The organism is Streptomyces sp. NBC_00683 (assembly GCF_036226745.1).
Lineage (GTDB): Bacteria > Actinomycetota > Actinomycetes > Streptomycetales > Streptomycetaceae > Streptomyces.
Genome location: NZ_CP109013.1, coordinates 6793001 through 6819147, shown reverse-complemented (window position 1 = coordinate 6819147; position 26147 = coordinate 6793001). Strand labels below are relative to the sequence as shown.

Genomic DNA, 26147 nt, shown 5'->3' with positions numbered 1-26147 from the left:
CAGAGATGACCGAGCACCGGCCCGCCTGGGCGCTGAGAACACCGCTGCCGCAGGCAGCCACCGTCCCGAGTTCACCCACGTCACCTCCGTCCCCGACCGCGTCGGCCGGTCCGGGCTCCTTCACGGGCACCGCCGGGGACGTCAGCACTGCCCCGCGCGGTCGCCGCGCGCTCCCCCTGCCGTTCGGCCCCGAGCTCGGCATCGGGCTGCTGCTGGCCGCCGCGCTCGCCCTGTTCTGGCTGCCGCTGCGCTCCCTCGGTGACCGGGAGCTGAACAGGATGGACGACCTGGGACTCGTCTCCGTACTGCCCGCGACGACCTTTCTGGGGGCCGGGCTGCTCGTGCTGGCCTTCGTCTCGCTCCTCTGGCTCGACCGGCCGCGCCGCGCTCTGCTGACGGCCGTGCTGCTCGCCACCCTGTTCTCCCTGCACGGCCTGCAGGCCGCGTCGGGTGCCGTTTCCGCGCCGTCCGGGGCGGCGGAGATCCTGGCGGAGTTCACGACGGGAACCCCGGCGGACGCCGCCGTGCTGGCCCGGTGGTGGCCTGCGGCCGTACATCTGCTGGCGCTGGGGCCCCTGTTGCTGATGATGCGGCAGGTCCGGGCGGGCTGGCGGGCTCCGTGGACCGGTGCGTGGATCTTCGTGCTGAGCGCCTGGGCGGTTCCGGACGGCAGCGCCGCCGAGGGCATCGCCCATCTGCTCCATCTGTCGTTCGTCGCCCTGGTACTGGTCCGGATCCGGGTGCCCCGGAACGCGGATCCGTACGAGCGCGAGCGGCCTCCGGGGGAACGGCCTCCGGGCGAGGCCGAGGTGCGCGCGGAAGGGCTCCGCCCCAGGACCGCCGTCCCTGCGGTCGTCGTCGCCGTGTTCGCCGCCGCGCTGGTCACCCATGCGCCGACTGCCCTGTTCATGCTGGCCGTCCTCGCCGGGCTCGTCCTGGCACGCCGTTCGCAGCTGTACGGGCCGCTGGTGCTCATCGTGCTCCTGGCCGTGGGGTGGACCGTGTTCTCCGGCGAGCCGCTGAGGGTGTTCCGTCCGCCGGCCGGGACACCGGGGCCCGGGGGCGGCACCGAACGGCAACTGCTGTTGCCGGCCGGGGTGGTGCCGGCCGCCGCGGTCCTCCTGCTCGCCTGGTACGGATGGTGGCGGCGGCACAGCCACGGCCACTCGGAACGTACGTTGCTCGTCGTGGCGTTCGCGCCGGTCCCGGTGCTCCTGCTCCGGCCGATGGACGAGGCCGTGGCGGCACAGGTCTTCGCGTGCGCGCTGCCCGGAACCGCCCTGCTGGCCGCCCTCGCACTGTTTCCGCGTGCCGGATCCGGGACGGCAGCCGGGGCCACGGCGGGCGGGCGGGAGCGCGGCCGGATGAGCCCGGCCCCGGTCGGCGCGCTCCTCGCGGGGCTCGCGCTGACCGGTGGCTTCCTCGTGGTGCGGGGCGGCGATGCCCCGTTCGAACGGGTCACCCGCGGTGAGTCCGAGGCTGTCGCGTACGTGGAGGGGCTTCCCGGCGGTCCGGGGCGGCTGGTGTGGCTGAGCGACGGAAGCGGGGCCGGGCCCGGGCCCGCGCTCTCCCCCGGCGCCCTGCGTCCGACGGCCGCGCCCCGCGATCCGGTCCTGGTGGGCGGGCTGGTCGCTGCGCTGCGGGAGGCGGGTCCGCAGGCGTATCTGATGGCCGGTCACCGCCAGGCGGAGTACCTGCGGCTCACCGCGGGGCACTCCGCTTCGTGGGAGCGGCGGCTGATCCGCAGCCTCGACGCCCGGCCCGATCTGGTGCGCGTCCTGTCGAACGACGACGCGCATCTGTACGCGCTGCGCGGGACGGCGCACGCAGCGGCGCGCCCGGGGCCCGGGCTCGATGGGTGACTCCCAGGGCGCGCGCCGCGCTGACCTCGGGCTGGGCGGTACGGGGATGCCGTGCGCCCCGGCCGGGAGCAGCTCGCGAAACCTGGGTGCACGGGGTGCCGCCGTGCCGGATCATGGGCGCCATGTCTGCCAACCCTGAGTCCGCTCTGCCGATCCGGCTCACCGTCGACGACAGCGATTCGCCGTCCGACGTCGTCGATGCGCTGTTCCTCGGGCGCTTCGCGACGGGCGAGCAGCCGTACTCGCACAGTTCCTCCCTCGATCGTGTGAAGTCGGGGGCGACCCTGCTGCCGCCGGCGGCCAAGGTCCTGCGGGCCGCCCGGGACGACGACCGCAGTGCCACGCTCGCCGAGGGCGACGGGTGGACACTGCTGATCTCGCGGTGGAACCGGGGCGCCGACGTGACGGTCACGGCCACCAGCCCCGAACTGGCGGAGAAGGTACTGGCGCAGGCGACGGACGGTGCGAAGGACGAGCCTGAGCCCCAGCCCGAGAACGTGACGATGGGGTTCTGGTACGTGTCCCCGCGCCGCGGCCCGCACCGCACCACCCGGCAGATCGCCGCGGGGACCTGGGACGAGGTCCGCACCAACTACACGGCTCCGGTGGCCGATGCCATGGACCGGCTGATGAAGGTCACTCCGGACGACATCTCCGGCCGGCTGCTCCTGCTGCACGGCCCCCCGGGCACCGGCAAGACCTCCGCGCTGCGCACGCTGGCCCGGTCGTGGCGCGACTGGTGCCAGGTGGACTGCGTGCTGGACCCGGAGCGGCTCTTCAACGATGTCGGCTATCTGATGGACATCGCGATCGGCGAGGACGACGGCTCGGCGAAGGGCCGGTGGCGGCTGCTGCTCCTGGAGGACTGCGACGAGCTGATCCGTGGCGAGGCCAAGCACACGGCTGGCCAGGCGCTGTCCCGGCTGCTGAACCTGACGGACGGTCTGCTGGGCCAGGGACGCAACGTCCTGGTGGGGGTGACGACCAACGAGGACCTGGAGCGGCTGCACCCCGCGGTCGTCAGGCCGGGCCGCTGCCTGGCCCGGATCGAGGTGGGCTCGCTGACCCGGGCGGAGTCGGTGTCCTGGCTGGGTACGGAGGAGGGCCTGGGCCGGGAGGGTGCGACGCTCGCCGAGCTGTACTCGCTGCGGCGCGGCAGCGTTCCCCCCTCCGTGCCGAAGCAGGACGCGAGGGCGGACGAGGGCCTGTACCTCTGAGCGCCCTGCGTCCCAGCACCCTGAGGTCACTGCCCGTAGGCCGCCCGCACGGCGTCCTCGGCCAGCGAGAGTGCCTCGGCCCGCGACAGGCCGAGGCGCCTGGCCCCGTCGGCGTACTCCTGCGCCGCCGTCGCGGCCTTCCGTGCCGCCGCGTCACCCGCGGCCGCGATGAACGTGCCGTTACGGCCGCGGGTCTCGATCACTCCGTCGGCCTCCAGCGCCCGGTAGGCCTTGGCGACGGTGTTGGCGGCGAGGCCCAGTTCCTCGGCGAGGCCGCGTACGGTCGGCAGTCGGTAGCCGACGGGCAGGGCGCCGGACCTGGCCTGCTCGGACAGCTGGGTGCGCAGCTGTTCGTACGGGGCGGTGGCGGAATCCGGATCAATGGCGATCGTCAGGGTCACGGGCCGATTCTCCCGCACCGCCCGCCCGCCGCCGACAACCAGGTGGCCGGTCGGGCCCGCCGCCGGAAATTCGGAGGCGGGGTACCCGGACTCCGCGTACCGTCCGGCCCATGACGGTGATCGTTCGTGACTTCCGGCCCGCCGACGCGGAGGCCTGGGTACAGGTGCGGCGTGCGGCCCTGCCCTACATGGTGACGACTCCGGAGCAGGTCCTGCGTGACCTGGCCGACGCCCATCCCGACAAGCACTACCGGCTGCTGGTCGCCGAGGAGGACGGCGAGCTGATCGGGACCGCGCAGGTCGGTATCGCCTACGAGACCCCGGAACCGGGTCAGGGGTTCTGCAATCCGTACACCCGTCCGGACAGGATGGGGCGCGGGGCGGGTTCGCTGCTGGTGCGGACCGCCGAGGAGTATCTGGCCGGCGTCGGTGCGGTGGCCGTCCACACGTGGGTCCTCGACGCGCCGGCCCACCGCGCGTTCGCCGAGAAGCGCGGCTATGTGGCGAGCCGTCCGGCCCACTTCCTCCATCTCGATCTGGCGAACAGCACCCTGCCGGCTCTCCGGAAGGCCCCGGCAGGCGTGGAGTTGCTCACCGCCGCCGACTTCGAGGACGATCCGCGCCCGCTGTTCGAGGCGGACGCCGAGACGACCGCGGACGAGCCGAGCGACACCCCGTCCGAACTCACCGACTACGAGGACTGGCTGACGACGACCTGGCGCCGGCCCGGTTTCGACCACGGGCTCACTTCGGTCGTGGTGGCGGACGGCGAGGTGGCGGCGTTCAGCGTGGCGGAGACCGACGGTCTGACCCGCTACTGGTCGGGCATGACCGGCACCCGGCGCGCCTTCCGCGGCCGGGGTCTTGCGAAGCTCGCGAAGAACGACTCGCTGTACCGGGCGCGGGCCGCCGGGTACACGGACGCCTACACCGGCAACGACGCCGGGAACGGCCCGATGCTGGCGATCAACACCTGGTTCGGCTACCAGATCTGCGCCACGGAGGTACGGCATGTCCACCGTCTCACCTGAGAACGCTCTGTTCGTCACCCTGGTCAAGGCGGGCAGCACCAAGATCCGGTACCCGGCGGACCTGGTCCGCGACGACAGCACCCGCATCACGGTCCGGGCCCCCTGGGCGGCGCCGCACACCCGGGACTTCGGCTTCGTACGGTTCGAGCCGGGCGACGTCTTCACCGAGCACTACTGGCGCGACCGGTGGTTCGCGGTGAAGGAGGTCCGCACCGGCGGCGGGGAACTCAAGGGCTGGTACTGCGACATCACCAGGCCCGCCGTCCTGCGGGACGCCGAACTCCTGGTCGAGGACCTGGATCTCGACCTGTGGGTGTCGGCGGACGGCTCGTCCGTGCTGCGGCTGGACGAGGACGAGTTCGAGGAGAGCGGCCTGGCCGACCGGGACCCGGTGGCGGCCGAGGCTGCGGTGCGGGCGCTGGACGAGCTGGAACAGCTGGCCCGCACCGGAGGCCTGGCGGAACTCCTGGGCTAGAAGCTCTCGTTCGGATCGGGCCGGATCAGGGAGCGACCAGCTCGACCTCGTACCCCGCGGCGTTCTCCAGATACGCCGCGTAGTGCGTGCTGCCGCCCGCGTACGGATGGCGGTCCGGAAAGAGCAGCCGCCAGCCGTGCCCGGGTGCGCGTGCCACCAGCGCGTCGAGCGTCGCACGGTCCCGGACGTGGAAGGCCAGGTGGTTCAGGCCGGGGCGCAGCCTGTCGTGCGTGTCACCGGCGAGGTCGGGTGACTGCGCGACCACCACGTAGCTCCCGCCGCGCCGCCAGCTGAGGCCTTGCGCCCAGCGCTGGTACGGGACATGGCCCAGCTCGCCCAGCAGCCAGCCCCACTCCGCCTCGGCCGCCGCCAGGTCGGGCACCCACAGCTCGATGTGGTGGACCCGGCCGGTGGGGGCGACGGAGACCGGCAGCGGAACCGCGCGCCGTTCCGTGTCCGGTGCGTACGCGACCGGGTCGCCGTCCTCGTGCCAGTGGACCAGGAAGCGCTCCTCGGCCAGGTACCCGTCGAGGCCGGCACGGCAGTACGCCACCATGTCGTCCGGCAGCGAGTCCAGCGGGAACCAGCCGAGCTCGGAGCACTTCTCCGGCTCGGCGTTGCGGGGCGGCCTGGCCGGGTCGTACTCCGCCTCGAAGAACCAGCCCATCCTGGGACTGCCGCCGGGCCCCCGGTGCTGCATGACCAGGGCCACCCGCAGCTCGTCCGGATCCAGTACGACGCCGATCTCCTCGGCCGTCTCCCTGATCATCGCCTCCCGGACGTCCTCGCCGTCCTCCGCGTGGCCGGAGGGGGCGTGGAGCAGCCCGTCCGCGTACCCCGTGCCCGCCCGCCGGGCGAGCAGTACATCGGGTCCGCGGCGCAGGATCAGATGGACGTCGACGACCTCCGTGTGCCGGTGTGCCGGTTCGGCGCGGGCCACCAGGACGTACCGCTCGTCGTCGACCTCCCTGCCCCAGAGCCGGGTGTCGCCGGAGAGCGGCTCGTGGTGGATGCGCTCCGTGTGCGGGGCGAGGAGTTCGGTGAGGCGGGCCGCGGAGAGTCCCACCCCGCCCCATACGCCTTCGATCAGCACCAGCCGGCCGCCCGGCTTCAGCAGCGTGAACCAGTGGTGCAGGGCGGCTGCGGGGTCGGGCAGCAGCCACACCATGTGCCGGGCCAGGATCACGTCGAACCGCTGCTTGCCGACGGGGGGTTGCCCCGCGTCGCCCACGAGCACCTCGGTGCCGGTCCCGGCGAGCTTGGCCCGCGCCTGCTCGGCCATCCGCGGCGAGCGGTCGACGGCGGTGACCCGGTGCCCCTGCCCGGCGACGAGGAGCGCCAGGCTTCCCGTACCGCACCCGAGATCGAGCACCTCGGAGCGCGCCGGGGGCAGCCAGCTCTCCAGCCGCTGCGCCCATGCGTGGCGTATCGCGGGATCGAGGAGCCCGTGGTCGGGCTCCTCGTCGAACGAGTCGGCGGCGGCGTCCCAGTCGATCGTGGTCATACCCGCAATCCTCTCAGCCGCCGCCGACAGCACCCGCTACTTCCGCGCCTCCCGGCGCCTCACCAGCAGCCTCGTCACCGGCCTGCTCACCAGCGGCCACACCAGGATGAGCAGGACGATCGCGTACACCGTCACGGAGAACGGGGTGTTGACCAGACCGGTGGCACTGCCGTCGCTGATCTGCAGTGCGCGACGCAACTGCTGTTCGGCGGCCGGGCCGAGGATGACGGCGATGACCGCGGGGAGCACCGGCAGTCCGTACCTCCGCATCCCGAAGCCGATCAGCCCGATCACCAGCAGGATCACCAGGTCGACCGCCTCGCCGCCGACCGCGTAGGCGCCGACGGCCGCGAAGAACAGGATGCCCGCGTAGAGGTAGGGACGCGGGATCCGCAGCAGCTTGGCCCACAGGGGTGCCAGCGGCAGGTTGAGCGCGAGCAGCAGCACCATGCCGACGAAGAGCGAGGCGATCAGGCCCCAGACCAGCTCGGGTTCACGCTCGAACAGCAGCGGTCCCGGCTGGATTCCGTACTGCTGGAAGGCGGCCAGCATCACCGCGGCGACCGCGGTGGTGGGCAGGCCGAGGGTGAGCATGGACACGAGAGTCCCGGCGGCGGAGGCGGATGCCGCGGACTCCGGGCCGGCGACGCCCTCGATGGCGCCCTTGCCGAACTGGTCGCGGTGCTTGGAGAGCCGCTTCTCCGTGACGTACGAGAGGAAGGTGGGGATCTCCGCACCGCCCGCCGGGATCGCGCCGAACGGGAACCCGATGAGGGGCCCGCGCAGCCAGGACTTCCAGGTGCGGCCGACGTCCTCCTTCCCGAGCCAGGGGCGTCCGACGGGGATCGGCTTCCCGGTGGAGCGGCGCAGGTGGGCGGCGACCCAGAGGGCCTCGCCGATCGCGAAGAGCCCGACCGCGACGATCACCACGTCGATGCCGTCGGCCAGTTGCAGCGAGCCGAAGGTGAGCCGCTGCTGGCCGGTCATCTGGTCCAGGCCGACGAGGCCGATGGTGAGACCGATGAGGAGCGAGGCCAGGCCGCGGATCCGGGAGGAGCCGAGGACGGAGGTGACTGCTATGAAGGCCAGCACCATGATGGCGAAGTAGTCCGGGGCACCGATGTCGACGGCGAGCGAGGCGACGGTCGGGGCGAGGAGGACCAGCAGGATCGTGCCGATCATGCCGCCGCTGAAGTGGCCGATGGCCGCGGCGGCGAGGGCCTGTGCGCCGCGTCCGGCCTTGGCCATGGGGTTGCCTTCGATCGCGGCGACGACCGCCGCGCTCTCCCCGGGGGTGTTGAGGAGGATCGAGGTGGTGGAGCCGCCGAACATCGCGCCGTAGTAGATCCCGGCGAACATGATGAACGCGCCGGTCGGTTCGAGTCCGTACGTGACGGGCAGCAGGAGTGCCACGGCCATGGCGGGACCGATGCCGGGGAGCACACCGATCGCCGTGCCGAGCAGGACGCCGACGGCGGCCCAGAGCAGGTTGACCGGTGTGAGCGCCGTGCCGAAGCCGTCGATGAGGGAGTTGAGGGAATCCATCGGTCAGAGCACCCCCATCAGCGGGCCGCCCGGGAGGGGTACCCCGAGCAGGTTGTCGAAGACGAAGTAGGTCACGAGCGAGAGCCCCGCCGCGATCAGCGGATCGCGGTCGTAGTGGCGGCTGCCGAGTGCGTACGCGGAGCCCCAGAAGAGCAGGGCGCCGGATATGGGGAAGCCGAGCGGGCCGATGAGGACGGCGAAGGCGAGGAAGACCCCGGTGAGCAGGGCGACGGTGCGCCAGTCTGCCGGTTCGGCGAGATCGACGTCCTCACCGCCTTCGGCTTCACCGCGGCCGCCGCGCAGGACGTCGGCGGCGAGCAGTACGGCGACCACGAGCAGGCCGGCCCCGACGACGACCGGGACGGTCCTGGGGCCGACGGGTCCGCGCTGGGTGATGTCCACGTCCATCGTGAGGGCGTCGGTGAGGACGAGGACGCCCAGCACGAGCAGCAGGACGCAGACTCCGAGTTCGGAGTGCTCGCGCAGCCAGGAGCGTGCGGTGGTGGGAGGGGGTGTCGTCACAGTCCCAGCTCCTTCAGCACGGTGGCGACACGGTCGTCCTGGGCCTCCAGGAACTCGCCGAAGGCGTCACCGGTGAGGAACGCGTCGTCCCAGCCGTTCTTCTTCAGGGAGTCCTGCCACTGCTTCGAGTCGTGCAGTTCCCGCAGGAGTGCGACGAGCTTGTCGCGTTCGGCGTCGGAGAGGCCCGGCGGGGCGACGATGCCGCGCCAGTTGGTGAAGTCGGTGTCCAGCCCCGCCTCACGGAGGGTGGGCGCGTCGAGTCCCGGTACGCGCTCGGGTCCGGTCACGGCGAGCAGCCGCAGTTCGCCGGCCTTGATCTGGTCGAGGTACTCGCCGACCCCGGAGACGCCGAAGCCGACCTTGTTGCCGAGGATCGAGGCGAGCAGTTCGCCGCCGCCGTCGAAGGGGATGTAGTTGACCTGCTTGGGGGCTATCCCGGCGGCCTTCGCCATCAGCATGGGTGCCAGATGGTCGGGCCCGCCGGGCGAGGAGCCGCCGCCAACGGGAATCTTCCCCGGGTCCTTCTTCCAGGCGGTGATCAGCTGGTCGATGGTCCTGTACGGGGAGTCCTTGGCGACGACGACGATGTCCTGCTCCTCGGTGAGCCGGGCGATCGGGGTCGTGTCGGCCAGGGTCTTGGGCGACTTGTTCGTGTGGACGGCGCCCACGACGCCGAGACCCATGGACATGGCGAGCTTGCCGTTGCCGTGTTCGCCGGCCAGCCGGGTCACCCCGACGGTGCCGCCCGCGCCGGGCAGGTTGAACACCTCGATGCTGTGGGTGAGGCCGGCGTCCTCGGCGTTCTTGGCGGCGGTGCGCGCCGTGATGTCGTAACCGCCGCCGGGTGTGTTGGGAACCATGAAGCGCAGTCCGGGAATCTGCGTACCGGTGTCGGAGCCGCTGCCCGTGGAGAGCAGCGGTGGCCCCGCGACCACCAGCAGCGCCGCCCCGAACAGGGCGAGTGGAGTGCGCAATCGCACCGGGTGCCGCCTTTCGAGCCATGCGTGGACGAGTGTGAGGTGGCCCACATGTTGCCCGTGCGTTAACCAGCTGTCGCCGTTCCGGAACCAATGGACGTTGTGGTCGTTGTGGTCGCGACCTACGGTGTCGGGCGTGACGAAAGTGCTGGTGGTGGACGACGACTTCATGGTCGCGAAGCTGCACAGCCGCTATGTGTCCGCGATGGACGGATTTACGGTCGTCGGCGTGGCCCACAGTGGCGCCGAGGCCCTGCGCGCGGCCCGTCGGCTGCGCCCCGACCTGGTCCTGCTCGACATCTATCTGCCCGACATGGACGGGATCAACGTGCTGCGGGAGCTGCGCGCGGCGGAGGAGCTGAACGCGGACGCCCACAGCGCGGACGCGCTCTTCATCACGGCGGCCCGCGACGCCGGAGTGGTCAGGGCGGCGCTGAGGGCGGGCGCGCTGCACTACTTGATCAAGCCGTTCCACCGCTCGGCACTGCAGGAGCAGTTGCAGCACGTGGCGGCGCTGCGCAATCGCCTGAGCGCACTCGACGAGTCCCGCCAGGAAGCCCGCCAGGAGGACGTGGACCGCATCTTCGGCACCCGTCCCCCGGGATCGCGCGAACTGCCCAAGGGCCTCGCGGGACATACCGCGGACCTCGTGGAGCGCATTCTGCGGGACCACCCGGCGGGTCTGTCGGCCTCCGAGTGCGCGGAGGCGGGTGCCCTGTCCCGCGTCAGCGCGCGCCGCTACCTCGAGTACTTCGCGGAGACGGGGCGGGCCGAGGTGTCGCTGCGGTACGGGGGTACGGGGCGGCCGGAGCGGCGCTACCGGGCGGTGTCCTGAGCCACTCGCCGTACAGGTGTCCTGAGCCGCTCGACGTATAGGTGTCCTGTTCACGCATCGCTCGGCCCCCGGCCATACGTTGCGCGTGAGCATGACATCAACTCCCGGCAGCGTGTCCGAGGTTGGCGCAGATCAACCGAGGAGGACCCGTGGTCGCGATGTCCGTGTCCCGCAGGCAGATGTTCGGATTCGGCGGGGCCGCAGCCGCCGCGCTGATGCTCGGGACGGGGGCGTGGGACGCGCAGTCCGCGTTCGCCGCGCCCGCCCTGAAGGGTGACCCGTTCACCCTGGGCGTCGCCTCGGGCGACCCCACGTCGGACGGGGTCGTGCTCTGGACACGTCTCGCTCCCGACCCGTTCGCCCAGGACGGCCTCGGCGGCATGCCGACCACACCCGTCCGCGTCCAGTACGAGGTGGCGCTCGACGAGCGGTTCCGCCGGGTCGTGCGCCGCGGCAGCGTGATCGCGACTCCCGAACTGGCGCACTCCGTCCACCCCGAGGTCAACGGCCTCGCGCCCGACCGCGTGTACTGGTTCCGCTTCCGGGCCGGCTCCGCCGTCTCCCCCGTCGGACGTACGCGCACCGCCCCGGCGCCCCGGGACTCCCCGCGCCGGCTGAGGTTCGCCTTCGCGTCCTGCCAGGCGTGGCAGGACGGCTACTTCACGGCCTATCACCACATGGCGCAGGAGGACCTGGACCTGGTGGTGCACCTCGGTGACTACCTGTACGAGTCCGGCGTCAGGACGAACAAGCGCGGCGTGACCACCGATCCCAGGTTCCACACGGAGACCCTCGACCTGGCGCGCTACCGGCTGCAGTACGGCCTCTACAAGTCCGAGGCCCCGCTGCGCGAGGCGCACGCCAACTTCCCGTGGATCATGACCTTCGACGACCACGAGGTGGAGAACAACTGGGCGGACGAGGTCTCCGAGAACAACGAGAACCCCGAGACGTTCCTGAAGCGCCGGGCCGACGCGTTCCAGGCCCTGTACGAGCACGCGCCGCTGCGCCATACCCAGCTGCCGAACGGCCCCGACGTACAGATGTACCGCAGGCTCTCCTACGGGCGCCTCGCCGACTTCACCATGCTCGACACCCGCCAGTACCGTGACGACCAGCCGTGCGGCGACGGCACGTCCGCGGACTGCGCCGAGCGCTTCGACCCGGCACGGACCCTGCTCGGTGCCCGGCAGCGGGACTGGGTCCTCAAGGGCTTCAGCCGCTCGTCCGCCCGCTGGCAGATCCTCGGCAACCAGGCCCCGATGGGCCAGACCGACCAGGACCCGGGTCCCGGCACGACGGTCTGGATGGACCCGTGGGACGGCTATGTCACCGAGCGCAACCGGCTGCTGGCCGAGGCCGACACCCGCGGGGTGCGCAACCTGGTCGTCATCACGGGCGACCGGCACCAGAACTACGCGTGGGACCTGAAGCGCGACTACGCCGATCCGTCCTCGGCGACCGTCGGTTCGGAGTTCGTGGGCACCTCGGTCACGAGCGGCGGCGACGGCGCGGACATGACGGCACAGGGCGAGACGTTCCTCGCGGCGAACCCGCACATGAAGTTCTTCAACAGCCAGCGCGGCTACGTCCGGGTCACGGTGGACCGTGAGCGATGGACGAGCGACTTCCGCGTCCTGCCCTTCGTGACGAAGCCGGACGCGCCGATCAGTACGCGCGCGAGCGTGGTCGTGGAGGACAAGGTGCCCGGCGTCCAGATCTGACCGGCAGTCACAGGGCGCCGTTGGGCCCCGGCCGGTCCGTCCGACACGACAGGACGGACCGGCCGGGAGTCGGTCACGGCGTCACAGAATTCCCGCCGAAGGTCACGGCGAGGCTGCCGTCCGTGGCGAACGACCAGTCCAGGGCGCCGGCGTAGTCGGAGCACCGGGACCCGTTGGTACCGGTCCAGAACTGGTTCGAACCGTCGACGTCACCGATGGTCCTGTCGTTCGTCCCGTCGCCGCTTCGGCACGACACGTTGTCCCGGAACACCGAAGTGCCGTCGTCGAACTGGAAGTTGCGCTCGGCGTTGTCGATGCTGACGTTGCCCGACACCGACATGTGCCCGGGGTTGCTGTTGTAGGTGAACCCGTGCTTGCCGTTGTCGTAGGCGATGCTGCGCCGGACGACGTGGTCGACCTCGATGTCGTCGCCGCCGAGCTTGTAGCCGTTCCGGTCGCCGTTCGAGTCCTGGCTGCCGTCACTCAGGGTGCCGTTGCTGTAGGCGAGGGAGTCCTCGATGGTCACCGCGCCGATCGGTCCCGTCTCCGACTTGGTGTAGAGGTCCCAGCCGTCGTCGATGTTGTTGTGGGACACGGCGTAGCGGAAGACGTTCCCGGGGCCGACGGTGAGCTTCGCGGCGAAGCCATCGGCGTCCTCACCGTCGGAGTCCGCGTTGTCGTGCGACTCCGCGCTCAGGATGAGGTTGTTGGACGGCCACTCGTCACTGGGGGTGGTGGACAGGATCCGTGAGAGCTGCAGCCCGGTGTCGCGGTTGAACCGCGTCACCGTGCGCTCGATGATGTTGTTGCTGCCACCGACGAAGATCCCGTTGTCACCGGCGTGCTCGACGACGATTCCGTTCACGTGCCAGAACGACCCGTTCACGGCGAGCCCGCGGTTCGTCGTCTCCTCGGCCATGGCCGAGAAGTTCAGGACGGGGGTCTCACCCGGGTAGGCGGACAGCTCCGTGCGGTCGCCCGAGGTGCCGTCGTTGCCCTGCGGGATGGTGACCGTCTGCGAGTACTTGTAGGTCCCGCCGCGCAGGTGGACCGTCCCGCCGGGAGTGACACGGCTGATGGCGGAGGTGAGCGTCGTGGGGTCCGACTCGGTTCCGGCGGCGCTGTCGGTGCCGTCGGGCGACACGTACAGCTCGGTGCCCGCGGCGTGCACCGCGTTGCCGGACAGCGCGACAAGCATGCCGGCCAGCAGGCTGACGCATGCGATGAGAGGTCTCAGTTGCATCGTGTCTCCAGGTTGGGTCGACTCGTCCGACCATGGGGGGAGGGAGGAGAGCGCGAGACGAAAGCGCTTTCTAAGGACGCTAGAGTGTTTGCCGTGAACGCGTCAATGGTCCGGTACTTGATTTCCATTCATGGACCTGAACCATCTAGGCGGAACCGGAAGGCCCGAGGCGCTTGACCGTGCGGTCGGGCGGGGCCTGGTGAACGTACTGGTCCACGATCTGCGGCACAGGTACGGCCGCTAAGGTCGGGGCATGGGGGGACTGGACGTCAAGCTGCGGCTGAAGCCGTGCAAGTGGTGCAAACGGCCGATCAAGCAGGGCCGTTGGTGGCGGCCGAAGCGGTACTGCAACCGGTGGCACCAGGTGAAGTACCGGGTTGTGGACCTGGTCAACAACGTGCTGGACGGCCTCTGAGCGCCCAGCCGGGCACCGTCGTCGCAGGCGATCCAGATGCCGAGCGAACGGCTCCCGTCGGCGGCGCCGGAATTCCGCAACCCCGCACAGCGGCACGGTGAGGCCGCCTGACCATGGGCTCCGGCAGGGCGCGCCGCACGCCACCCTGACGAGAGGCTTAGCGAATGGATATGAATGGCTCCGGCGTACTCATAATCGCTAGCCTCACCGGCTATGAAGCAGCGCCAGCAGAAGAAGCTCTCCCGCCACCTCTTCGAAGCAGTCCTGGCAGGTGACGCCATGCGCACGAAGGCCCTGCTGCGCAGTGGAGCAAGTCCAGAGAGACGGAACAGTGACGGCACCACTCCGCTGTACCTGGCTTCAGTGCAGGGCGAAGCCGAGATAGCTCGTTTGCTCTTGGAAGCCGGGGCTTCTCCCGACACCGAAAGCAGCGGCCTCGGCTCTGAGGGCACACCGCTCTGCGCAGCCGCCTGCTGGGGGCACACCGAAACGATCCGGCAGTTGTTGACGCATGGCGCCGATCCCAACCTTCGCGAAGACCACGGCACAGGCAAGTCCCCGCTGGACTGGGCGAACAGCGGCCCTCACCCTGACACTGCCGAGATCCTTCGGGCAGCAGGGGCACAACCGGCAACTCACCCAACTCCGTAGCTAGTGCGTTGACCGGGTGACTTCGCCGGGTCGGTGCTCTGTGGGACGGTGCGGCGTTGAGCCCTATCCGTTTCGGTTTCGCGGAGGCGTGGTGGCAGAGCCGGTCAGGGTCCGTTGGTTGTCCGACCAGGAAGGGCAGAAGCTGCAGCAGATCGGGCGGCGCGGAGCCATGAGCACGGTGCGCTACCGCAGCACGATGCTGCTGCTTGCCTCGGCCGGCGGGAACCGGGTCCCGACCCCATCCCCCAACCGCACGCGCCGCGGCGGGCCCGGCGACCTGCACCAATGATGACAAAGCGCCCAGTGCGTCCAGGCGTCCGTAGACTGCACAACGGCTGGTGCTGCTGCTGCTTGCAGGCCGTATCTACGGCGGCGCCCACAAGCCCGCACCTGCCGGTCGACCCCCTGCGTGCAGAGTTGTCGGACACCGCCATCGACCCATGAAGAAAAACCTCATGGAACCGTGACTCGACCTGGCCGTAGCATACCCAGGCTGGCAGCCCCTGCTCCATGCACATCGCTGTCATCGATCCACCTCCAGCTCAAAGGTCGAACGAGATCCGCGTGCATCTGTCAGAGAGTCAGAATGTCTGCTCAACGCGCCCTGCTTCCACGTTCGGCACCGGCTGCCTCGGGAATCTCGTCCCGTTCGATCGCCGCGCTGCTGGACCGGCTCGAAGCACGATCGATCGAGTGTCACTCCATCATGGTCGTGCACCACGGCCACGTCGTCGCCGAAGGCTGGTGGGCGCCGTACTCGGCCGAACGTCCGCATCTTCTCTACTCGCTGACCAAATCGTTCACGTCGATCGCCGTGGGGCTCGCGGTCGCCGACGGACTCCTCTCGCTGGACGATCGGGTAGTGCAGGTGTTGCCCGACCACGTCCCGGCCGACATCTCGGAGCAGGGAAGCCGCATCACCGTTCACCACCTGCTGTCCATGACGGCCGGGCACCCCACGGACAGCCTCGCCGAAGCCTGGCAGCTGGAACCCGACGACTTGGTGAAGGGCTTCCTGGGCCTGCCGTTTGCCACGGCCGAGGGAACGCGGCACACCTACGACAACTCAACCACCTTCATCCTGGCCCGGATGGTGGAACGGGTCACGGGTCGCAGTCTCCCGGAGTTCCTCGACGAGCGCCTCTTCAAGCCGATGGGCGTCGACCACGCCGAATGGGACCGGGTGAAGAGCGGTGCCGCCTTCGGATTCCACGGACTGCACCTCACGACCGAGGCCATTGCCGCCTTCGGTGAACTACTGCTGCGCGGCGGCCGCTTCGGCGACCAGCAACTCGTCCCGCGCGAATGGGTGGAGCTCGCGACCAGTCGGCACATCGACAGCGAGTGGATCCTGGACGGATCGGACCAGGCGGACTTCTCTTACGGCTACGGCTATCAGTTCTGGATGTCGCGTCACGGCTACCACGGTCATGGCTCCTACGGACAGCAGTGTGTGGTGGTCCCCTCGCACGATCTCGTGGTCGCCGTGACCGCCCAAGGGGCGTCCCAGGAGGTGCTCGACGCCATATGGGAGTGCTTGCTACCCGGCGTGGACCATGCGGGAAGCGCCCAGGACGACGAGATCCTCGCCGATCGACTGCAGCAACTGTCATTGTCGCCGGTGCCGGGTTCCGCCGACCCGGGGCGTTCGGCCAGTGCGACGCTCGACGCCTCCGCTGAGGGCTCGGCCCTGCCCAACGGAACGACGGTGATCATCGATCCCGTCGACGGCGGATGGCTTGTACGGTTCGAGTCGCTCCTCGACGTTGAGGTCGGCCATGGCGACTGGCGGGAAAGCTCCCCGCTCGGTCGGCCTGTCGTCGCGGCCGGTGCCTGGCAGGGCAGCACATTCGTGGCCGATCTCTACGTCGTCACCACCCCGCACCGCGTTCATCTGGTCGTCGACGCCGAGGCGAGGACCGCGGCGGCGACCTGGAGCACCGTGCCCCTGACCGGTCCCAGCCTGGAATTGCACGTGCGTTCGCCACTGATGACACGACCTGACGTCGAGTAAGAGATAGCGGCCGACCGGGTGTTGCCGAAGGCCGCTACGAGAAGCTGTGCGCCAGGCTGCGGGAGCTTGAGCTAGTGCGGTGCCCGGGTGTCTTCGCCGGGTCGGTGGTTATGCAACTGCGAGGAGTGGGCGTCCGCCCCAGCGGATGCCTTTCTCGCTGCGGATGCGGGCGCGTTCGCGGCGTTGGGCGGCCAGGACGTCGGGGTGGCGGGCGTGGGTGTTTCGCCAGCGCAGGTATGCCTGCAGGGCACGGGTCTGGACGGTGTGGTTCGGGTGGTGGGAGTTGGCCAGGGTGAACTGCCGCAGGGGCCCGAAGTGGGCCTCGATCGGGTCGGCCCAGGAGGCGTTCGTCGGGGTGAAGCAGACCTCGACCTGGTGCTGGGTGGCCCAGGTCCTGATTCTGGTGCCCTTGTGGGCGGAGAGATTGTCCATGATCACGTGGATCGGGTCGCCGTCGGGGCGCGCGGCGCGGATCGATCGCAGTGCGGCCAGGGAGTTCACGGCGCCTTTGCGGCGGCGGTTGACGCCCCACAGGGTGTCGTCGCCCACCGAGTAGCAGCCGTGGAAGTAAGTCACCCCGTGGGTGCGGTGGTAGGTGGCCGGCAGCCGGTCCGGGCGGCCGGCCGGTGCCCAGCTCGTCCCGGCCGTGGGGCGGATGCCGAGCGGTCCGAACTCGTCGAACGCGAAGACACGGTCCGGCGCGTGCTCCAGTAGGTACTCGATCCGGTCGAGCTTGGTGTCGTAGTCGGGGTCGGTGGACTCCTTCCAGGTGCTGGTGCGTTGAAAGGTGACACCGCTTCGGGCCAGCAGGCAGCGCAGGGCCTCGCGTCCCAGATTGATGGTCCGGCCCGGGACGGTGGGCAGGTAGGCGGCGAGCTTGCGCAGGGACCAGTGGGTGAAGGGCCTACCCAGGCGGGCCGGACCGGTGGTGGCCGTCTTGACGACGAAGTCCTCGTCGTCAGGGCTGAGCTGGCGGGGACGGCCTCCCGCCCACTGAGGGTCCAGTGCGGCCAGGCCGATCTCGTTGAACCGGTGGATGACGTCGCGCACGGTGTCCTCGTCCGCGGCCACCAGCTGGGCGATGACCGGGACCCGGCTGCCTCCGGCTGAGGCCAGCAGCATCATCGCGCGGCGGTAGCGCACCGTGTTCATGGTGCCGCGCCGCACGATCTGCTGCAGCTGCCGGCCCTCCTGGTCGGATAACCGACGGACCCTGACCGGCTCTGCCACCACGCCTCCACAAAGCTGGAACGGATGAAGCTCAACAACCCACCGTCCCACATCCCACCGACCCGGCGAAGTCACCCGGTCACCGCACTAGCGCGCCTCAGCACTCACTTTCGCAACAGGGCCTAGTGCCGGAAACGTTAGCCACCTCCTACGAACAGCAGGCCCGGACCTCCGTCCGGGCCTGCTGTCGTTTGGGAGCCACCCAGTCCCGATCTGGGAGCCAAAGTGGGAACCACCGACCATGACACGTGGTGGACCCGCCCGGACAGTCCTGGACTGTGAGGCCGCCTGACCATGGGCTCCAACAGGGCGCGCCGCACGCCACTCTGACGACAGGCTTAGCGGTCCCTTAAGCCCGCCATAACGATGGCCACCTGCGGCTTTCCACGGCCGGATCCGCCCTGGACGGCGGCTAGTTTGCTGATCACCGGGACGGGGTCCGTTCCGTCGGTGCGGCATTCGTACGGGGGGCCGCACCGGCGTTCGGCCCTGTGCCGTCCCCTCACAGACGCGTCCGTCGAAGGAGAACCGCCACCATGGCCGCCATCAAGACCGCTCGCCGCAGGCTCGCCCCGATCGTCGCGCTCGGCATCGCTCCGCTCGCACTGACCGGGCTGTCCGCCGCCCCGGCGGCCGCCCACGGTTCGCTGACCGACCCGGTGAGCCGGGTCTCGGCCTGTTTCGCGGAGGGGCCTGAGAGCCCGAAGTCCGCCGCGTGCCAGGCGGCGGTCGCGGCGGGCGGCACCCAGGCGCTGTACGACTGGAACGGTGTGAACATCGCCAACGCGGCGGGCAAGCACCGTGAGCTGATCCCGGACGGCAAGCTGTGCAGCGCGGGCAACGACAAGTTCAAGGGGCTCGACCTGCCGCGCGCGGACTGGCCGTCCACCCCCATGAAGGCGGGCAGTCACACCTTCCGGTTCCGGGCGACCGCACCGCACAAGGGTTCCTTCGAGCTGTACCTCACCAAGGCCGGTTACGACCCCTCGCAGCCGCTGAAGTGGTCGGACCTCCAGGAGAAGCCGTTCGCCGAGGCGACCGACCCGAAGCTGGAGAACGGGTCGTACGTCTTCGACGGCACCGTGCCGCAGGCTTCGGGACGGCAGTTGGTGTACACCGTCTGGCAGCGTTCGGACTCCCCCGAGGCGTTCTACGCCTGCTCCGACGTGGTCTTCGGTGGCGAGGGGACCGGCAGCGGTTCCGTTGCCGCCGTCCCGGCACCGGCTGCCTCCGCCCCGTCCGACCAGGACATCGACGAGGGCGCCGACAAGTCGTCCGTCGAGCACAACGGGCACGGTGACAGCGACGCCGCGACGGGCGCGAAGGTCACCGAGGCGGCCCCGGCCGACGGGGGCGAGGGTGGGGACGGAGCCAACGCTCCTGAGCCGAACAGTGCCGCCGCCGCTCCGGCCGGCGCCGCGGACGAGACTCTCGCCGAGACCGGTGGCAGCGACAGCACCACCTACCTGGCGATCGGCGGTGCGGCCGCGCTGGCGATCGGCGCGAGCGCCCTGTTCGCCTCGGTCCGCCGCCGGGCAGCCACCGGCTCCCACCGCGGCTGACCGCTCACGGCCGGGTTCCCCGCGCGGCCGCACCGCGCGGGGGACCCGGCCGGCTCAGCCGATCACCGACAGACAGTCCGTCGGGGTGGCGTGCGCCGGGTCGAGCGCGTTCTCGACCTCGTGGAAGGCGATGCGGTCGATGGTCCCGATCGCGACGTGTTCGGAGAGGTCGACGGCGCACAGGTTCTGGAGCAGGACATTGCGTACGTTCGGGCCGCTCAGGTACTGCGTGCGGTACGGGGTCACGACCTCGTCGTACTGGGTCGCGATGACGGTGTAGCGGACACCGGGCACGGTGTCGCCGCCCGCGTTGAGCTTGGTGATGAAGGCGGATCCGGCGACCTGGTCGGCGAGGCCGGGGGTGTTCATGGTGAGCAGGTCCTCGATGCCGGGGAAGTACGGCAGGAGCTTGGTCAGGCCGAGGAGTGTGGTGCCGTGGTTGTCGGGGGCGATCCCGACCAGGGCGTTCACCTTGGCGGCGCCGCCGAGGAACTTCAGGTAGTAGTTGGGCATCATGCCGCCCTGGGAGTGGCCGACGATGTCGGCCTTGGGTGCGCCGGTGGCGCCGAGCACCTTGTCGACGAACACCTTGAGCTGCTCGGCCGACTTGTCGATGGGGCCGAGGCCGTTGAAGAGCGGCACGCCCGGGAGCTGCCCGTAGTCGAGCGAGAAGACGCAGTAGCCCCGGTTGACGAGGTACGGCGCGAGGACGAGCCAGTTGTCGATCGAGTTCCCGAAGGTCCCGTGGACCAGGACGACCGGGCGGGGATGGGCGGCGGAGGGCTTGCAGGAGTAGTCGTTCCAGCCACGGGAGGACGCGGCGGACGTGGCGGCGGCTTCCGTGGGGGTGGCTGCGGTCGCGGTCGCCATGGGGGTGGCGAGTACGGCGACGGCGAGGAAGAGTGCGGTGAGGGGTCGGCGCGCGCGTGGGGTACGCGGGGCACGGGTCCAGGGCAGCATCGAGCGATCTCCTTGCGGCTCAAGGGAGTTGCGATGTCTGTGCGCCCTGTGGTCCGGACCACAAGCTGAATGTGCTGGCATTTCTATGTGCTCATGCCAAATTACGCGCGAGTAAGGTAGCGGGGGAAGTTACGCGTCGGTAAAGAAATGCCGGTAGCCCACACGGTCAATCGGCCAGGGCCCCCGGCCGCACGACCCCCGCCCCGAAGCGCCGGCGTGCCCGGTCCGCGGCGGCTTCGGCGGCGCGGGCCCTGGCGTCCCCGCGGTCCAGGGAGAGCTGGCGGTAGGCACCGCCGGCCGGCAGCAGGTCGTCGGCGCGGACGGCGAAGGCACGGACCCGTGCCCGCTGCAGCCCGAGGGCGGCCAGCAGGCCCAGAGCGGCTGCGACGAGGGCGGGCGAGTGGTTGGTGGGTTCCGGCAGCTTGTGCACGCGGGTGGTGGAACTGCGGTCGGCGTACCGCACCGTGAGGGTGATCCGGCCGGCGACCTGGCCCTCACCGCGCAGGCGCTGGCCGATCCGGTCGGCGAGCCCCAGGACGGATCGGTGATGCTGCGCCGGGTCGAGGCAGTCCCGGTCGAGCACGAGATCGTCGGTCAGGTGCGCCGCCGGCTCCATGGGAGTGACCGGGCGGGGGTCGTGACCGCGGGCACGTTCGGCCAGCAGCCGCGCCTGAGCGGCGCCGAGAAGGCGCTGCAGGGTCGCCGGAGGTACGTCTGCAACCTGGCCGACGGTGTGCAAGCCGTATCTGCTGAGCGTCGATGCCGTGGCACGGCCGATCCCCGGCAGTGCGGTGACCGGGCGGGGGTGGAGCCATTCGGCGGCCCGCCCGTCAGGGACCCAGGTGGTATGCCCCGGCGCGGACGCGTCGGCCGCCATGGCCGCCAGCATGCGATTGCCCGCGAGGCCGGCGCTGCAGTCGATGCCGTACAGGGCCTTCATCCTGATCTTCGCCAACTGGACCACATCGTAGGGGGACATGTCGAAGTACCGGAGCGCCGAGGCGAGGTCCAATTGAACGGCGTCGGGCGGAACAGCCTGGACGTGAGGCGTGATACCAGACACCAGTTCGATTACGTCTGCGTACCGGGTCTCGGTAAGTACGTCGTGCAGATGGAGGTGGGCGATGTGCCGCTGACGCTTGGTCATCCCGCGCTCCCCGGGCTGGTGTAGCCGAACTTCTTCAGGTCGGCCGTGCGGCTGCCGGCAGGCTGCAGGTCGGCGTACGGGTGCAGCCGGGCGCCCGTGGTGCCGTTGACCAGGGTGCGCTGCGGCTGTGCGGGAGTCGGTTGCGGATGGTCGGCGCCGAGCAGGGCGAGCGCGGCCTCGGGGCCGTTGTCGCGGCGGGCCGCGGCGATCTCGTCCAGGTCCCAGGCCATGGTGCCGACGACGGTGCGACGGGTCCCGCGCACCTGGACCGTGCCGCGGACCAGCAGCAGCCCGCTGTGGAAGACGGTGTGCGCGCAGGCCGGGTGGGAGTCCTCGAAGAACGCCAGGTCCACCAGTCCCGCACCGTCCTCCAGGGTGACGAAGATGATGCGCTTGCCGCTGGCGATGGGCGGGGTCTGGGTGGAGGCCCGTACACCGGCGACGAGGACCTGCTGACCGGCGCGCAGTCCGGCCAGGTGGGCCGCGTCGGTGGCGCCGATCTCGCGCAGGAGGCGGTGGTGGTGCTCCATCAGGTGCCTGGAGACATCGATGCCGAGTGTGCCCAGCTCCGCGCTCAGGGCTTCGCGCCCGGTCATCTCCGGAAGACCGCTCGGCTCCGCGCCGCCGGCCACGTCCGCGTCGAAGGGCAGCTGGCCCTTGCCCGCGGACCGGGTACGGGAGGCCCGGTGGAGTTCGGCGATCTGCAGCAGCAGGTCGCGCCGCGTGAGGCGGCCGTCGTGGAGGCAGGTCAGGGCACCGATCTCCGCGAGGCGTTCGGCGACCGGCCGGCCGGGGCGGGCCCGCTGCCAGAAGTCCGACAGTGATCCGTACGGCTGCCCCTCCTCGATCCGTGCGCACTCCTCCTTGCTGATGCCGTGCACCGAGGACAGTGCGAGGCGTACCCCCCACTGCTCCGTGTCGGTCCGCTCCACGGTGTGCTCCACCTTGGAGTGGTTGATGTCGACGGACAGGACCGGCACCCCGCGGCGGCGGGCGTCGGCGACGAGGACGCGCTTGGGCCACATCCCGGGATCGTGTTCGAGGAGGCCCGCCAGCAGGAACGCCGGATAGTGCGCCTTGAGCCAGGCGCTCTGCAGGGCGGGTACGGCGAAGGCGACCGCATGGGCCCGGCAGAAGCCGTAGGCGCCGAAGGCCTCGACGGTCCCCCACACCTCGTCGAGGACCTCCGCGCGGTAACCGCGAGCGCGTGCCTGGCGATGGAACCAGTCCTTGATCCTGGGCAGCCGGTTCTTGTCGCCGAGTGCCCGCCGGGCGATCTCGGCCAGTGCGCGGTCGCATCCCGTCAGCACGGACAGCGTCTCGATGATCTGCTCGTGCCAGATGGTCACGCCGTAGGTGTCGGCGAGTACCGGTTCGAGGTCCGGGTGGGCGTAGTGCGGTGTGCCGCCGTGGCGTGCGGCGATGTACCGCTCGGGCATGCCTCCGGCGACCGGTCCGGGACGGAAGAGGCTGATGTCGGCGATGACGTCCTGCGGGTCGCGGGGCTGCAGCCGGGACAGCAGGTCCTGCTGGCCGGGTGATTCGAGCTGGAACAGGCCCAGGGTCTGGCTCTCCTGGATGAGCTTGAACGCGAAGACGTCGTCGAGCGGCACCTGCTGCGGGTCGTCCAGGTCGATGTGGTTGCCGGTCGCTCCTTCGATCTGGGTGACGGCGTGGGCCATCGCGGACTGCATCCGCACGCCCAGGACGTCGAGCTTGATGTTGCCCAGCGCCTCGATCTCCTCCTTCGCCGCCATCGCCATCGGGTAGTCGCCCTGCGGGGTCGGCTGCACCGGCAGCCGGTCCAGGAGTGTCGCGTTGCTGATGACCACGCCGCAGGGGTGCATGGCCATGCCGTGGACCAGGGAGTCGAGGCCCTCGGCGAGCTCCCACAGCGGTCCGTACCGGTCCGCCTCGGCCGCCAGCTGCCGCAGTTCGGGCAGCTCGGCGAGCGCGCCGGTGATGTCACAGGCCCGCAGGTGCGGGAAGCTCTTGGCGATCCGGTCGACCTCTGCGGGCGCGATCCCCAGGGCCAGGCCGGTGTCGCGCAGGGCGCGGCGGGCCCGGTAGGTCTCGGGCATGGCGGTGACCGCCACCCGCTCCTTGCCGAACCGTTCGAAGATCGCGTCGTAGCACTCCAGCCTCCTGGCGGACTCCACGTCGATGTCGATGTCCGGCAGGGACGCCCGTCGCACGCTGAGGAAGCGTTCGAACAGCAGGTGGTGGTCGAGCGGGTTGGCGGTGGCGATGCCGAGCGCGTGGCAGACCATCGACCCGGCGCCCGAGCCGCGGGCCGCGACTCGGATGCCCTTGGCCCGGATGTCGGTGACGACCTGGCCGACGGCGAGGAAGTACGAGTCGTACTTCAGCTCCGCGATCACGCCGAGTTCTTCGTCCAGCCGGTCGAGCGCCGCTCGGTCCCGGTCCAGGCCGCGTCGGGCCAGACCCGTCTCGCACTGGCGGCGCAGCAGCTGCGACGCTCCGCCCGCTCGGGTCCCTGCGCCGAGCACTTCCGGTTCCGGGAAGTGCGGCGTTCCCAGTCCGAGGTCCGCCACGGGGTCGACGGCGCAGGAGACGGCGGCGGCGGTGGTGTCCGCCATCAGGCGGCCCGCCCGCCGGGGGCCGGCTCCGGCGCACTCGGCGATCATCCGTGCGATGCCCGCCATCGCGCCCTCGTCCTTGAGCCAGCGCTGCCCGCTGTCCAGGCGGCGCCGGTCGATCGGCCGCAGCAGCCGCGCGGCGTCCAGGACGTCGGCGAGCCGGTGCTGGTCCGGGTCGGCGTAGCGGACGGCGTTCGACAGCACGGCGGTGGTGCGGGTGCGGTCGGCCAGCGCCAGGGTGCGGGCAGCCAGGCGGAGCGATCCGGGGCCGAGGCCGGAACGCCTCTGTGCGACGGCCTCCAGCCGGATCCCGTCCCCGAAGATCTCCTGCCACGGCGCCAGCAGTTTCACGGCGACGTCCTCCCTGCCTGCCGCCAGCGCCCGTACCGGCTCCGAGAGCGGCCCGAGCAGCACGGTCAGTCCGGGACCGCCGTGCTCACGCAGTGCCTCCCACGGCACCATCACCGGTGCCGCGCCGGATGCGGTGCCGGCGTGCGCGGCCGATGTGATGCGGCACAGCCGGGCCCATCCGGCCCGGTCCTGCGCGAGCAGCACGAACCGCAGCGGCGGCTCGACGACGTGCGCGCCACCGCGTGCCGGGGTACGACGACGCTGTGCCGGAGGCGGCGGTGCGATGGCCTCGACCGCCAGATCGACACCGAAGACCGGCCGGACGCCGGATTTCGCGCAGGCCCGCGCGAACCGTACGGCTCCGGTGACCGTGTCCCGGTCGGTGAGCGCGACCGCAGCCATACCGCGCTCGGCGGTCCGCCGGACGAGGTGCTCGGGATGGGCCGCGCCGTAGCGGACGGAGTAACCGGACGCGACGTGCAGATGGGCGAAGCCCGCCATGTCGCACCTCCATCACTCCACCCCATTTAACCCATTCACCCGATACGTCTATCGTACGCTCGTTCGATTACCTTAGCTTCATCAACCCAGGTCGGCGACACGATTCGAACGTGTGATCGTATTCCAGAGTGCTGATGGCATGCCCTGGACAGGTGTCTCACCGTCACCTCCGTTGCCCGGCAGGAGGGTTGGCGCAGATCGGCCTCCGCGCCGCATGTATCCGTTCGCGGCGAGAGCTTCGTCACCTGCGGCGCCCGTGTCCGCTCCTCCGCCCCCTGGGCCATTCAGCCCCGCCCCGCCTGCGTGATCGGCGGACCGCCCGGACCGTAGGGGCATGACTTTCGCCGGTGAAGTGAAGAACGCCGTCACCACGCGGGCCGCACTGCTCGTCATCGGCGTGCTCGGGCTGCAGCTGCTGTTCATCGCGTCGTACGTCGGGGCGCTACACAAGCCCGACCCGACGGATGTCCCCTTCGGCGTCGTGGCCCCGCAGCAGATGTCCGGGCAGCTCGTCACCCAGCTGGGCGACCTCCCGGGCGGCCCGCTGGACCCGCGCGCGGTGAGCGACGCGGCCGAGGCCCGCAGTCAGATCATGAACCGCGAGATCGACGGCGCCCTGGTCGTCAGCCCCACCGGGAGGACGGACACGGTCCTCGTCGCCTCCGGCGGCGGCACCGTACTGGCGGACAGCCTGGTCAAGATCATCGCGAGGGCGGAGGAGCCCCGGCAGCGCACGGTGCGAGCCGTGGACGTGGCCCCGGCCTCCCCGGAGGACTTCGACGGCCTGTCGTCCTTCTACCTGGTCGTGGGCTGGTGCGTCGGCGGCTACCTCTGCGCTTCGATCCTGGCGATCAGCGCGGGCACCCGGCCCGCCAACCGGCAGCGCGCGCTCATCCGCACCGGAGTCATGGCGCTGTACGCGATCGCGGGCGGGATCGGCGGCGCGGTCATCGTCGGACCGGTGCTCGGCGCACTCCCGGGCAGCGTGTGGGCCCTGTCCGGACTCGGCGCCCTGGTCGTCTTCTCGGTCGGCATGACCACTCTCGCCCTGGAGGCACTCACCGGCATCGTCGGCATCGGCCTGGCCGTGCTGATCATCGTGATCGCGGGCAACCCGAGCGCCGGCGGCGCCTTCCCGCTGCCGATGCTGCCGGACTTCTGGCGCGCGATCGGCCCCGCCCTGCCGCCAGGCGCGGGAACCTGGGTGGCCCGCTCGATCGCGTACTTCAAGGGCAACGCGGTCACCGGCCCCCTGCTGGTGCTGTCGGCCTGGGCGGTCGCCGGCACGGTCGTCACCCTGCTGTCCGCGATGCGGCGGAAGCCGGACGAGGCGACGAGAGCGGCGACGGGCCACGGCGGCTCGAACCTCGCCTGAGGCTG

At 70.8% G+C, this 26147-nt stretch carries 22 protein-coding genes and 1 pseudogene; 12 read left to right on the top strand and 11 right to left on the bottom strand.

The window, feature by feature from the left end; translation table 11 throughout:
* Nucleotides 1–5: 5 nt before the first annotated feature.
* Together OG257_RS30365 and OG257_RS30360 are read left to right on the top strand one after the other, a co-directional pair.
* Nucleotides 6–1862 (top strand): hypothetical protein, encoded by a 1857-nt coding sequence (locus OG257_RS30365; RefSeq protein WP_329212686.1) that lies wholly within the window; start codon nucleotides 6–8, stop codon nucleotides 1860–1862.
* Between the two features lie 122 nt (nucleotides 1863–1984).
* A complete protein-coding gene (locus OG257_RS30360; protein ID WP_383808614.1) occupies nucleotides 1985–3079 on the top strand; it encodes a DUF5925 domain-containing protein in 1095 nt (364 codons plus the stop codon).
* Between the two features lie 26 nt (nucleotides 3080–3105).
* On the opposite strand, the gene OG257_RS30355 is transcribed toward OG257_RS30360, so the two are convergent.
* Nucleotides 3106–3480, bottom strand: a complete 375-nt coding sequence (locus OG257_RS30355) for a GntR family transcriptional regulator (RefSeq protein WP_329212684.1) — start codon at nucleotides 3478–3480, stop codon at nucleotides 3106–3108.
* 110 nt (nucleotides 3481–3590) lie between these two features.
* Between OG257_RS30355 and OG257_RS30350 the strand changes: the two genes are divergently transcribed.
* The gene (locus OG257_RS30350; protein ID WP_329212683.1) at nucleotides 3591–4511 is read left to right on the top strand and encodes a GNAT family N-acetyltransferase; all 921 of its coding nucleotides are present in this window, start codon (nucleotides 3591–3593) and stop codon (nucleotides 4509–4511) included.
* Nucleotides 4492–4986 (top strand): DUF402 domain-containing protein, encoded by a 495-nt coding sequence (locus OG257_RS30345; RefSeq protein WP_329212682.1) that lies wholly within the window; start codon nucleotides 4492–4494, stop codon nucleotides 4984–4986. Before OG257_RS30350 ends, OG257_RS30345 begins: the two co-directional genes overlap by 20 nt.
* 25 nt (nucleotides 4987–5011) lie before the next feature.
* On the opposite strand, the gene OG257_RS30340 is transcribed toward OG257_RS30345, so the two are convergent.
* From OG257_RS30340 to OG257_RS30325, 4 genes are read right to left on the bottom strand one after another with little or no spacing between them, the layout of a single operon-like run.
* The gene (locus OG257_RS30340; protein ID WP_329212681.1) at nucleotides 5012–6490 is read right to left on the bottom strand and encodes a trifunctional class I SAM-dependent methyltransferase/NUDIX hydrolase/VOC family protein; all 1479 of its coding nucleotides are present in this window, start codon (nucleotides 6488–6490) and stop codon (nucleotides 5012–5014) included.
* Between the two features lie 36 nt (nucleotides 6491–6526).
* Nucleotides 6527–8035 carry a tripartite tricarboxylate transporter permease gene (locus OG257_RS30335; protein ID WP_329212680.1) on the bottom strand — a complete coding sequence of 503 codons (1509 nt, stop codon included), beginning with the start codon at nucleotides 8033–8035 and terminating at the stop codon, nucleotides 6527–6529.
* A 3-nt stretch (nucleotides 8036–8038) separates the two neighbouring features.
* Entirely contained in the window at nucleotides 8039–8557 is a 519-nt protein-coding gene (locus tag OG257_RS30330) for a tripartite tricarboxylate transporter TctB family protein (protein WP_329212679.1), read from the bottom strand.
* Nucleotides 8554–9537, bottom strand: a complete 984-nt coding sequence (locus OG257_RS30325) for a Bug family tripartite tricarboxylate transporter substrate binding protein (RefSeq protein WP_329212678.1) — start codon at nucleotides 9535–9537, stop codon at nucleotides 8554–8556. Before OG257_RS30325 ends, OG257_RS30330 begins: the two co-directional genes overlap by 4 nt.
* A 133-nt stretch (nucleotides 9538–9670) precedes the next feature.
* Between OG257_RS30325 and OG257_RS30320 the strand changes: the two genes are divergently transcribed.
* Both OG257_RS30320 and OG257_RS30315 read left to right on the top strand, forming a co-directional pair.
* Complete coding sequence (locus OG257_RS30320) at nucleotides 9671–10369, top strand: response regulator (protein ID WP_329212677.1); 699 nt, start codon at nucleotides 9671–9673, stop codon at nucleotides 10367–10369.
* A 149-nt stretch (nucleotides 10370–10518) separates the two neighbouring features.
* Entirely contained in the window at nucleotides 10519–12093 is a 1575-nt protein-coding gene (locus tag OG257_RS30315) for an alkaline phosphatase D family protein (RefSeq protein ID WP_329212676.1), read from the top strand.
* Between the two features lie 73 nt (nucleotides 12094–12166).
* Here the strand turns inward: OG257_RS30315 and OG257_RS30310 are convergent, their stop codons facing one another.
* Entirely contained in the window at nucleotides 12167–13336 is a 1170-nt protein-coding gene (locus OG257_RS30310) for a right-handed parallel beta-helix repeat-containing protein (RefSeq protein ID WP_443054504.1), read from the bottom strand.
* A gap of 145 nt (nucleotides 13337–13481) precedes the next feature.
* Entirely contained in the window at nucleotides 13482–13655 is a 174-nt protein-coding gene (locus OG257_RS37265) for a DUF6251 family protein (protein WP_443054583.1), read from the bottom strand.
* Between OG257_RS37265 and OG257_RS30305 the strand changes: the two genes are divergently transcribed.
* The 4 genes and pseudogenes from OG257_RS30305 (at nucleotide 13590) to OG257_RS30290 (ending at nucleotide 16416) form a co-directional block, all read left to right on the top strand.
* Nucleotides 13590–13751, top strand: coding sequence for a hypothetical protein (locus OG257_RS30305; protein ID WP_267074644.1), 162 nt, complete (start codon nucleotides 13590–13592; stop codon nucleotides 13749–13751). The two genes, OG257_RS37265 and OG257_RS30305, sit on opposite strands and share 66 nt — an antisense overlap.
* Nucleotides 13752–13964: 213 nt before the next feature.
* Nucleotides 13965–14402, top strand: coding sequence for an ankyrin repeat domain-containing protein (locus OG257_RS30300; protein WP_329212675.1), 438 nt, complete (start codon nucleotides 13965–13967; stop codon nucleotides 14400–14402).
* Between the two features lie 91 nt (nucleotides 14403–14493).
* Nucleotides 14494–14637 (top strand): annotated as a pseudogene (locus OG257_RS30295) (IS630 family transposase); the annotation flags it as partial.
* Nucleotides 14638–14988: 351 nt separating this feature from the next.
* The gene (locus OG257_RS30290; RefSeq protein ID WP_329212674.1) at nucleotides 14989–16416 is read left to right on the top strand and encodes a serine hydrolase domain-containing protein; all 1428 of its coding nucleotides are present in this window, start codon (nucleotides 14989–14991) and stop codon (nucleotides 16414–16416) included.
* Between the two features lie 108 nt (nucleotides 16417–16524).
* Here the strand turns inward: OG257_RS30290 and OG257_RS30285 are convergent, their stop codons facing one another.
* On the bottom strand, nucleotides 16525–17646 hold the full coding sequence (locus tag OG257_RS30285) for an IS630 family transposase (RefSeq protein ID WP_329212673.1): 1122 nt from the start codon (nucleotides 17644–17646) through the stop codon (nucleotides 16525–16527).
* 536 nt (nucleotides 17647–18182) lie between these two features.
* On the opposite strand from OG257_RS30285, the gene OG257_RS30280 reads away from it, so the two are divergent.
* Nucleotides 18183–19208 carry a lytic polysaccharide monooxygenase auxiliary activity family 9 protein gene (locus tag OG257_RS30280; RefSeq protein WP_329212672.1) on the top strand — a complete coding sequence of 342 codons (1026 nt, stop codon included), beginning with the start codon at nucleotides 18183–18185 and terminating at the stop codon, nucleotides 19206–19208.
* Nucleotides 19209–19262: 54 nt separating this feature from the next.
* Here OG257_RS30280 and OG257_RS30275 read toward each other — a convergent pair whose 3' ends face one another.
* The 3 genes from OG257_RS30275 to OG257_RS30265 form a co-directional block, all read right to left on the bottom strand.
* Nucleotides 19263–20168 (bottom strand): esterase/lipase family protein, encoded by a 906-nt coding sequence (locus tag OG257_RS30275; protein WP_329212671.1) that lies wholly within the window; start codon nucleotides 20166–20168, stop codon nucleotides 19263–19265.
* A gap of 166 nt (nucleotides 20169–20334) precedes the next feature.
* Nucleotides 20335–21315 carry a DNA polymerase Y family protein gene (locus tag OG257_RS30270; protein ID WP_329212670.1) on the bottom strand — a complete coding sequence of 327 codons (981 nt, stop codon included), beginning with the start codon at nucleotides 21313–21315 and terminating at the stop codon, nucleotides 20335–20337.
* The gene (locus tag OG257_RS30265; RefSeq protein WP_329212669.1) at nucleotides 21312–24767 is read right to left on the bottom strand and encodes a DNA polymerase III subunit alpha; all 3456 of its coding nucleotides are present in this window, start codon (nucleotides 24765–24767) and stop codon (nucleotides 21312–21314) included. Before OG257_RS30265 ends, OG257_RS30270 begins: the two co-directional genes overlap by 4 nt.
* A gap of 334 nt (nucleotides 24768–25101) precedes the next feature.
* On the opposite strand from OG257_RS30265, the gene OG257_RS30260 reads away from it, so the two are divergent.
* A complete protein-coding gene (locus tag OG257_RS30260) occupies nucleotides 25102–26142 on the top strand; it encodes a DUF3533 domain-containing protein (protein ID WP_329212668.1) in 1041 nt (346 codons plus the stop codon).
* The last annotated feature ends 5 nt before the right edge of the window (nucleotides 26143–26147 follow it).

What these genes read in the sequence shown, in the direction of transcription:
- OG257_RS30365 (WP_329212686.1), top strand. Translation starts at nt 6, where the DNA reads ATGACCGAGCACCGGCCCGCCTGGGCGCTGAGAACACCGCTGCCGCAG.
- OG257_RS30360 (WP_383808614.1), top strand. Translation starts at nt 1,985, where the DNA reads ATGTCTGCCAACCCTGAGTCCGCTCTGCCGATCCGGCTCACCGTCGAC.
- OG257_RS30350 (WP_329212683.1), top strand. Translation starts at nt 3,591, where the DNA reads ATGACGGTGATCGTTCGTGACTTCCGGCCCGCCGACGCGGAGGCCTGG.
- OG257_RS30345 (WP_329212682.1), top strand. Translation starts at nt 4,492, where the DNA reads ATGTCCACCGTCTCACCTGAGAACGCTCTGTTCGTCACCCTGGTCAAG.
- OG257_RS30340 (WP_329212681.1), bottom strand. Translation starts at nt 6,490, where the DNA reads ATGACCACGATCGACTGGGACGCCGCCGCCGACTCGTTCGACGAGGAG.
- OG257_RS30335 (WP_329212680.1), bottom strand. Translation starts at nt 8,035, where the DNA reads ATGGATTCCCTCAACTCCCTCATCGACGGCTTCGGCACGGCGCTCACA.
- OG257_RS30310 (WP_443054504.1), bottom strand. Translation starts at nt 13,336, where the DNA reads ATGCAACTGAGACCTCTCATCGCATGCGTCAGCCTGCTGGCCGGCATG.
- OG257_RS30305 (WP_267074644.1), top strand. Translation starts at nt 13,590, where the DNA reads ATGGGGGGACTGGACGTCAAGCTGCGGCTGAAGCCGTGCAAGTGGTGC.
- OG257_RS30300 (WP_329212675.1), top strand. Translation starts at nt 13,965, where the DNA reads ATGAAGCAGCGCCAGCAGAAGAAGCTCTCCCGCCACCTCTTCGAAGCA.
- OG257_RS30290 (WP_329212674.1), top strand. Translation starts at nt 14,989, where the DNA reads ATGTCTGCTCAACGCGCCCTGCTTCCACGTTCGGCACCGGCTGCCTCG.
- OG257_RS30280 (WP_329212672.1), top strand. Translation starts at nt 18,183, where the DNA reads ATGGCCGCCATCAAGACCGCTCGCCGCAGGCTCGCCCCGATCGTCGCG.
- OG257_RS30275 (WP_329212671.1), bottom strand. Translation starts at nt 20,168, where the DNA reads ATGCTGCCCTGGACCCGTGCCCCGCGTACCCCACGCGCGCGCCGACCC.
- OG257_RS30270 (WP_329212670.1), bottom strand. Translation starts at nt 21,315, where the DNA reads ATGACCAAGCGTCAGCGGCACATCGCCCACCTCCATCTGCACGACGTA.
- OG257_RS30265 (WP_329212669.1), bottom strand. Translation starts at nt 24,767, where the DNA reads ATGGCGGGCTTCGCCCATCTGCACGTCGCGTCCGGTTACTCCGTCCGC.
- OG257_RS30260 (WP_329212668.1), top strand. Translation starts at nt 25,102, where the DNA reads ATGACTTTCGCCGGTGAAGTGAAGAACGCCGTCACCACGCGGGCCGCA.